Below are 6998 nucleotides of genomic sequence, written 5' to 3' on the forward strand. Positions count from 1 at the left end.
GCCGCGGGCGCCTTTCAGCGCTGGAAGGCTAGTTCTTGCCCAGCAACGTGATTGGCTTCGATGGGTGCCGCTATCCGGCTAGACCAAGGACGTCGCGGATCGCGCTGCCGGATAGGGCAGCCTTGGGGATGAAAGCCAGAGCGGGGCTGGCGGCGACCAATTCGGCGAAGTCCTCCTCGGCGTGCGTGGAGATCAAGATGGTCGGCACCGCGGCGCCCGATCCGTTCCGGTGAAGCTGCTCAACCACGTCGAAACCGCTCTCCTCTCCGAGATCGATATCGACGAGCGTTACGTCGGGCCGCAGGTCGTTGACACATTGCAGCCCCTCTGCAGACGAGGTTGCCACCGCCACGACGCTGATTCCCTGGTGCTCCAGCAACCGTGCCGCGGCATCCAGGAAGTCGCGGTTGTCGTCGAGAATCACGCAACGCGTGCGCTTAGCAGGTCTCACTAGATCAGTGTGGAGTAGGAGTGGACCGATCGCATGGAAGCTAGCAGGAATTTGCGGCGACTTGGGGAAGGATTGGCGCCACCGCGGTTGAAGCGGGTTGCGGCGCGGGGCTGGCCGGGTCGGGCTGCCGGTACCCGCTACCCGGGGGGCGCGCACTGCGGCTGACGGGAACCCTAGACGGTTGCCAGCGGTGCAGACGTGGGCCAGCCCGGCACGCAACGGTAAAGGCATGGAGCCGAAGGCGCCGTCAGCGCGAAAGTCGAGAGGTGCATCATGACTCTGCCAGTGGAATCGACTACCGACCCGGACACCACGGCCGGGTTTGAACGCCGAGTCGCTCCCGTGATAAGCGACTTATACCGACAGGCGCGGCGGCTGACTGATCAGCACGCAGATGCGGAAGATCTCGTCCAGGACACGCTGGCGAACGCCTTCGCCGGCTTCGACTCCTTCCGACCCGACAGCAACATCCACGCGTGGCTCTACCGGATCCTGCTCAACACCCACATCAGCAATTGCCGTAAAACCAAGCGGCGCCCAGCGCACGATTTGGCGCAGACCATCACGGATCTGCAACTGGCGGTGAGCGCTGCACATTCGGCCATGGGTCTGCCCTCGGCGGAGGATCAGGCGCTGAAATGCTTCGGCGACCAAGGCGTCAGGGCCGCGATGCGCGCCTTGCCCGAGCAGTTCCGCACCACGGTGTACTACGCGGATATCGAGGGGCTCCGGTGCAAGGAAATCGCCGCAGTGATGAACACGCCGATTGGAACCGTGGTATCGCGCCTACATCGCGGGCGGCGCCGACTACGCTTGCTACTCGCCGAGGCTGGCCCCTGCGCGGGCTATGACGACTCAGACGACCTTGCGCGGACGGCGTGAGGCCTTGCGCTCAGCACTCCTGCGAGTCACCGCGAGTCGAGAAACGTGATGACCGCGCGGACGCGGCGATGGTCGTCATCGGTCTCGGGTAAGCCGAGTTTGGTGAGGATGCTGCGGACGTGCTTTTCGACGGTGCCCTCGGTTACCCACAGCCGCCGCGCGATGCCGCCATTCGACCGGCCCTCGGCCATCAACTCCAGCACCTCGAGTTCCCGCGGGGACAGTACTGCCAGGGGATCGTCACGGCGCCGTCCGGACACCAGCTCTTGTACCACCGCCGGGTCAACCACCGACGCGCCCTTTGCGATCCGCTGCAGGGTGTCAACAAAATCGGCGACATCGGTGACCCGGCTTTTGAGCAGATATCCGATACCGCGACCGCCGGCCAACAGCTCCATCGCATCCTCGACGTCGACGTACGCAGACAACACCAGAATCCCGGTGTCGGGCAGTTCCTGGCGGATCACCCGGGCGGCCTCCAGGCCCTCTGTGGTATGGGTGGGCGGCATCCGGATATCCACCACCACCACGTCGGGTTTGGTATCGCGCACCAGCGCCAGCAGCTCGACGGCGTTGCCGACCTGGCCGACGACGGTGAACCCGGATCGATCCAGCAGGCTGGCCAACCCCTCGCGGAGCAGGGTTTCGTCGTCAGCGATCACTGCGCGCAGCGGGGCGGGCGCGGTGCCCGCCCCGGCGGTGCTTGTTTCCGTCGTCAACGCCTCGTCCTCCCGGATTGCCTGCTTGAGGAACCATCTTGCACCGCACGGTATCCGTTTTCCAGCTATCGTCCATACCGGTTAGGCGCCAGCAGCGACGACTAACGGCATCAGAAACGGCATGGTGAGTGCATGGTCATGCAGTGGAAGATCCCGATCGGCGCTCGTGTGTGCGACGTCGTCGCGTGCAGGGACACCGATCAGGTCTATGTCGCCGCAGACGACTGTGTGACCGTGATCGCCGGCAGCGACATCGCGGCGCGCATACCCGTCGGCCCCGATACCAAGCGCCTGATTCTCGGCGCCGACGAGGCTTTTCTTTACGTTCCCGGCTACGACGGTTCGGTACGGATCATCAGCACCGCCGATCACACGGTCACAACAATCTACGGCAGCCCGAGCACCGCTGAAGTCGTCAGTCCCTCTGGGAGGAGCCTCTACACCGCCCACATCGCGACCAGTCGCGAAAGCGTCGACAGTTCGATTTCTGCAACCGCTGCCGACAGTACGTCTATGACCAGCGTGGTGATCAAGAACTACGCCACCGGGATGGATCTGACTCCCGACGGCGGTCACCTCTACGTCGCTACTTCCCAGATCACTTCTTACAGGCAGTACTTTCCCGGGTCGGTGACGGTGATCGACACGGCGCAACACGACGTTGTCGACAGCATCGCGGTCCCGCTATCGCCGGACACCGTAACTGTGAGCCCGGACGGTTCGCGTGTCTTGGTGACCCACTACGACACCAACTCGATCTCGGCCATCGATGTGGAAAGGCGCGAAGTCACCTCCATGCGCCTCCCAGACACGCCGCTGTCTGCGGCGGTCACGCCCGACGGCACCGGGATCTACGTCATCGGCATGCAGTCACTTATCGCCGTCGACTTCCTGACCAAAATCGCGGAGATCATCCCCGCCGGGGAGATGCCGCGCCGGATGAAGTTCAGTGGCGACGGCAAGCTAGCATGCGTCACCGATCTCGCGTCTTCCGTCGTCGTGGTGCTCGACACCATCACCAACTCGGTGATCACCGCAGTCCAACTGGATGGCCATCCAGAAGCGGTGGCGCTCAGCGGTGACGGTGAGCTGCTGTACGTCGCCGACTACTGGGGCGGCACCCTCACCGCCATTTCGATCGCGTCGGTCGTGCGCGACGCGGAAGCGGCGTGAATCCGGCCCGGTTCACCGTTGCCGTTGCGTGTGTTTGAGTGACGCGCTCATGTCGCGTCTCCTTGCGGGGTTTTGGTTCTGGCCTTGCCGCTCGCGGCCCCGCTGGGCTGCGGTCTTACGGTAACTGCGCCAGCGCCGGTGAATCCGGCGGGCGCGCGATAGCTTGCCGAACTCACAGGGTGGGTTGCTTTCAGCGCCTGCGACACCCGCGCGGTGCATGCGTCGCGAATTGACCCCAGCACAACGACATCTCCGGCACACCATGAACGCGATGTCAGCTCAGGGCTACGAAGTCATCGACCTCCTGCTCAACCGGCCTTGAGCGTATTGTTCTCTTCACACGCCAGCGACGAGGTCGGCTCGGACGCTTGACAGGCTTACGTTCGAACTGGCGGTCTTAAGTTGGGGGCCGTAAACGAGGCAGGTGGAAACGTCGGCTTCGCACTGAACCGCGCGTATCACTCCACACTTGCCAATTGGCGGGTTATTCAGCCGCTAGCCGGTGCGCGACGAATTGGGCTGCCTCCGTTGCCATTCCAGACTCAACGTAGACGCGGTGTGCCGCTACGTCGTTGCCATGGGAGCATACCGGATCCGAACCGTTGCACAGGTCGATCGCCTTAAAGCCGAACAGCGGGCTGAGCGCGGTCAGTGGGCCCCCGATGCGGTTGGAGGGGTTACCGAAGACGGCCACCGCAGCGACATGATCGGCAACGTTGTCTGGTAGCGGATCTCCGAATCCGAACGTCGCTTGCCCGGGTACGGTGATGAGGTCGACGACGGCTGCGCCCTGCGAATACCCGCCGAGCACCACTTTGGTCTGTGGGCATGATGTTGCCGTGCTTTCAACGAATTGCCTGGCGTCATTTGCGCCATCGACAGCGCGGAGAAAGTCATAGGACGCTGGGTAGTCGACAGCGTAGACGGCCACGGACTTGCCGTTGACAAGGGAGCGCAACGAGTCGACAAATGCCTGCCCGACACGTCCAGGACCCGGTGGCTCGCCGGTGCCGCGCGCAAACACAACCTGGATGTCAGCGCATGATCCCTCCCGCGCGAGGTGGACACTGCCTGAGTCGGCGAAAGATACCGCCGGCGCGCTCAGCATCGCGGACATCAGCGCCGCGCCAATGCCAACAGAAAGCTCAGCTAAGCTCTTCCTCATAATCACGCCTTCCTGCGGTCAGCAGCGCTTGCGCAGCGCCGCGGTCTGACGGTTCCCACCGTCAAAGCATCGGCTGCCCGAACGCAAATGTCGTCAGCGCTAGCGTCCAAAGGCGTTTGGCGCCAGCGGTAATCGGAGGGCTTTTCTGTGGTTCCACTCATCACAAGGTCACTTGACCCGCAGCTGGGCCGCGCTCCCCGGGTTCTTCGCGGCGGTTGCGGCATCGCGGCTGGCGAGACCGGAGAGTCGTTGTGCGGTGATCAGACCCCCGCAACTCGAAAACGCAGTAATGGTTGTGGCTCGGCCCTAACGGATTGCGGCCTTGTCGCCAGACGACAACCCCGTGCCAAGAATTGGGCGCCCGACGACGAAGCAACATACCGGTCGACGGGCTAACTGGCCACAGAACCCGACCGTTAGATGATGAGCAAGGCGACATAGTTGACACCTCATCAGCGTGGGAGGTCGGCCATGTCTAAGGCGCAGCTCGTCATCACCGCCGTGGTGCTGGAAGGCCGCAGCAAAAGCGACGTCGCCCGCGACTACGAGGTGTCCCGCCAATGGGTGCACGACCTGATGCGCCGGTACACGACCGAAGGCGCGGCGGCCTATGTAGCGCGCTCGCGCCGGCCGCACACCAACCGCCGCGCGGTGGGCGCCGAGCTCGACGAACGCATCATCGAGCTGCGCATGACACTGCCCAAACAAGGTTAGGATGCCGGCGCACAAACGATCGCCGAGCACCTGGACCGCGACACCGGCGTTACCGGAGTGCCTGCGGTAGCGACGATTTGGCGGATCCTGTCCCGGCGCGGATTCATCACGCCTTGTCGAATAGTGCGTCGCACGCCGCTGACCAGCGGTGTCGACACGGCCCGGATGTGGGTGGTCGAGGTGCTCGGAGACCTAGCGGCGGCCGCCCGATAGCCGACGACCGGTTAGACGTGGAACTGGCGCTGCTCGTCTGCGAGTGGTATGGCAACGCCGTCCTTTCCGCGGACGGCGCCTAGTGTGACCGTCCTGCTATCCCCGGGCTTTGTCACCCGCAGCACCGCAGGGCGACAATTGAGCGCGGTCCGACGTCGAGTTGCGCGCCGGCAGTGCCGGTTCGTGCGGTGTCGAACGTGTCGCAGACGATGTCCCAACAGCGCGCGGAGGCATCGGCGGGCACGGTGAAGGTCAGAGCTTCCCACCAGGCGTTGACGAAGAACAGGAAGTCGTCATCGAGCAGTGGTGTGCCGGCGGCGTCGACGTCGGGGTCCGTTGAGCCGTCTATCCAAAGGGCGACGCTCCGCGCCAGGGGATCGGCCCAATTCTGATCGGTCATTTCCGTCCCCGACACGGTGAACCACCGCAGGTCCGCCGCGGCGGGGCCGGTGAGGAAGCGCCGCCGTCGGAACACCGGATGACGGCGCCTCAACTTGATGAGATCCATTGTGAACCGCAGCAAGTCGCGGTCCATCGTCGACCAGTCGAACCAGGTGACGTCGTTGTCCTGGCAGTACGCGTTGTTGTTGCCCCGCTGGGTGCGGCCGGCCTCGTCGCCGCCCAGCAACATCGGCACACCGGCCGACAGCAACAGGGTCGCCAGAAAGGCCCGCTGCTGTCGCGCCCGCAACGCGCGCACGTCCGGATCCGTTGTCGGACCCTCGATCCCGCAATTCCAGGAGCGGTTGTCGTCGGTGCCGTCGCGGTTACCCTCGCCGTTGGCCTCGTTGTGCTTGCCGTTGTAGGACACCAAATCGGCCAAGGTGAAGCCGTCATGCACAGTGACGAAGTTGACCGATGCGCTTGGGCGGCGTCCCTCGCCGCGCCCGCCATAGATGTCGGACGAACCACACAGCCGCGACGCGAAGTCGCCCAGCATCCCGTCCCGGCTGCGCCACCAGTCACGGGTGGTGTCGCGGAAGCGCCCGTTCCACTCGCTCCACAGCGGCGGGAAACGGCCGACGTCATAGCTGTCCATTCGGCCGACATCCCACGGCTCGGCGATCAGCTTCGCCTGCGAGATGAGCGGATCTTGGGCCACCAAATCAAAAAAGGCCGAGAACGGGTCAAAGCCACCCTCCTGCCGGCCCAGGGTCGGTGCCAAGTCGAAACGGAAGCCGTCGACGCCCATCGCGCCGAACCAATAGCGCAGCGAATCCATGATCATCCGCAGTGCCACCGGGTTTCCGGTGTTCACCGAATTACCGCACCCGGTGGTGTCGATGTAGCAGCCTGGGTCGTTGGGGTCGAGGCGGTAGTACCCGGCGTTGTCCAAGCCGCGGTAGCACATTGTGGGACCTCCGGGTCCGCCTTCGGCGGTGTGGTTGAACACCACGTCGAGCACAACCTCCAACCCCGCCGCATGCAGGGCGTCGACCATCGCGCGGAATTCCTCGACCTGGCCGCCGGGCTGGCCGGCGCGCACTGCCGCGGAGTAGCCGGCGTGCGGGGCGAAGAAGCCGATCGTGTTGTACCCCCAGTAGTTCGTCAGACCGCGCGCCACCAGGAATTCCTCGGGCACGTAGTGGTGGACCGGCAGCAGCTCCACCGCGGTGACACCGAGACGGATCAGGTGCTCAAGCGACGCGTCGTGCGCCAGACCGGCGTAGGTGCCGCGCAG

7 protein-coding genes are annotated in these 6998 nt (G+C 64.5%); 3 read left to right on the top strand and 4 right to left on the bottom strand.

Annotation, left to right across the window (positions count from 1 at the left end; genetic code table 11):
• Window positions 1-70: 70 nt before the first annotated feature.
• Entirely contained in the window at window positions 71-451 is a 381-nt protein-coding gene (locus ACLP4W_RS01830; protein WP_442383548.1) for a response regulator, read from the bottom strand.
• A gap of 273 nt (window positions 452-724) precedes the next feature.
• Between ACLP4W_RS01830 and ACLP4W_RS01835 the strand changes: the two genes are divergently transcribed.
• On the top strand, window positions 725-1333 hold the full coding sequence (locus ACLP4W_RS01835; RefSeq protein WP_442383550.1) for a sigma-70 family RNA polymerase sigma factor: 609 nt from the start codon (window positions 725-727) through the stop codon (window positions 1331-1333).
• A gap of 26 nt (window positions 1334-1359) precedes the next feature.
• Here the strand turns inward: ACLP4W_RS01835 and ACLP4W_RS01840 are convergent, their stop codons facing one another.
• Window positions 1360-2004 (bottom strand): response regulator, encoded by a 645-nt coding sequence (locus ACLP4W_RS01840; protein WP_442383559.1) that lies wholly within the window; start codon window positions 2002-2004, stop codon window positions 1360-1362.
• Between the two features lie 180 nt (window positions 2005-2184).
• On the opposite strand from ACLP4W_RS01840, the gene ACLP4W_RS01845 reads away from it, so the two are divergent.
• Window positions 2185-3225, top strand: a complete 1041-nt coding sequence (locus ACLP4W_RS01845; RefSeq protein WP_442383551.1) for a hypothetical protein — start codon at window positions 2185-2187, stop codon at window positions 3223-3225.
• Between the two features lie 484 nt (window positions 3226-3709).
• On the opposite strand, the gene ACLP4W_RS01850 is transcribed toward ACLP4W_RS01845, so the two are convergent.
• On the bottom strand, window positions 3710-4390 hold the full coding sequence (locus ACLP4W_RS01850; protein WP_442383553.1) for a cutinase family protein: 681 nt from the start codon (window positions 4388-4390) through the stop codon (window positions 3710-3712).
• A 471-nt stretch (window positions 4391-4861) separates the two neighbouring features.
• Between ACLP4W_RS01850 and ACLP4W_RS01855 the strand changes: the two genes are divergently transcribed.
• On the top strand, window positions 4862-5104 hold the full coding sequence (locus tag ACLP4W_RS01855; protein ID WP_442383555.1) for a helix-turn-helix domain-containing protein: 243 nt from the start codon (window positions 4862-4864) through the stop codon (window positions 5102-5104).
• 325 nt (window positions 5105-5429) lie between these two features.
• On the opposite strand, the gene glgX is transcribed toward ACLP4W_RS01855, so the two are convergent.
• Window positions 5430-6998, bottom strand: a 1569-nt coding sequence (glgX, locus tag ACLP4W_RS01860; RefSeq protein WP_442383557.1) for a glycogen debranching protein GlgX, incomplete at its 5' end; no start/stop codon positions are given.

The sequence above is a fragment of the Mycobacterium sp. genome (assembly GCF_052145595.1).
Taxonomy (GTDB): Bacteria; Actinomycetota; Actinomycetes; order Mycobacteriales; family Mycobacteriaceae; genus Mycobacterium.

What these genes read in the sequence shown, in the direction of transcription:
- ACLP4W_RS01845 (WP_442383551.1), top strand. Translation starts at nt 2,185, where the DNA reads ATGGTCATGCAGTGGAAGATCCCGATCGGCGCTCGTGTGTGCGACGTC.
- ACLP4W_RS01850 (WP_442383553.1), bottom strand. Translation starts at nt 4,390, where the DNA reads ATGAGGAAGAGCTTAGCTGAGCTTTCTGTTGGCATTGGCGCGGCGCTG.
- ACLP4W_RS01855 (WP_442383555.1), top strand. Translation starts at nt 4,862, where the DNA reads ATGTCTAAGGCGCAGCTCGTCATCACCGCCGTGGTGCTGGAAGGCCGC.
- ACLP4W_RS01835 (WP_442383550.1), top strand. Translation starts at nt 725, where the DNA reads ATGACTCTGCCAGTGGAATCGACTACCGACCCGGACACCACGGCCGGG.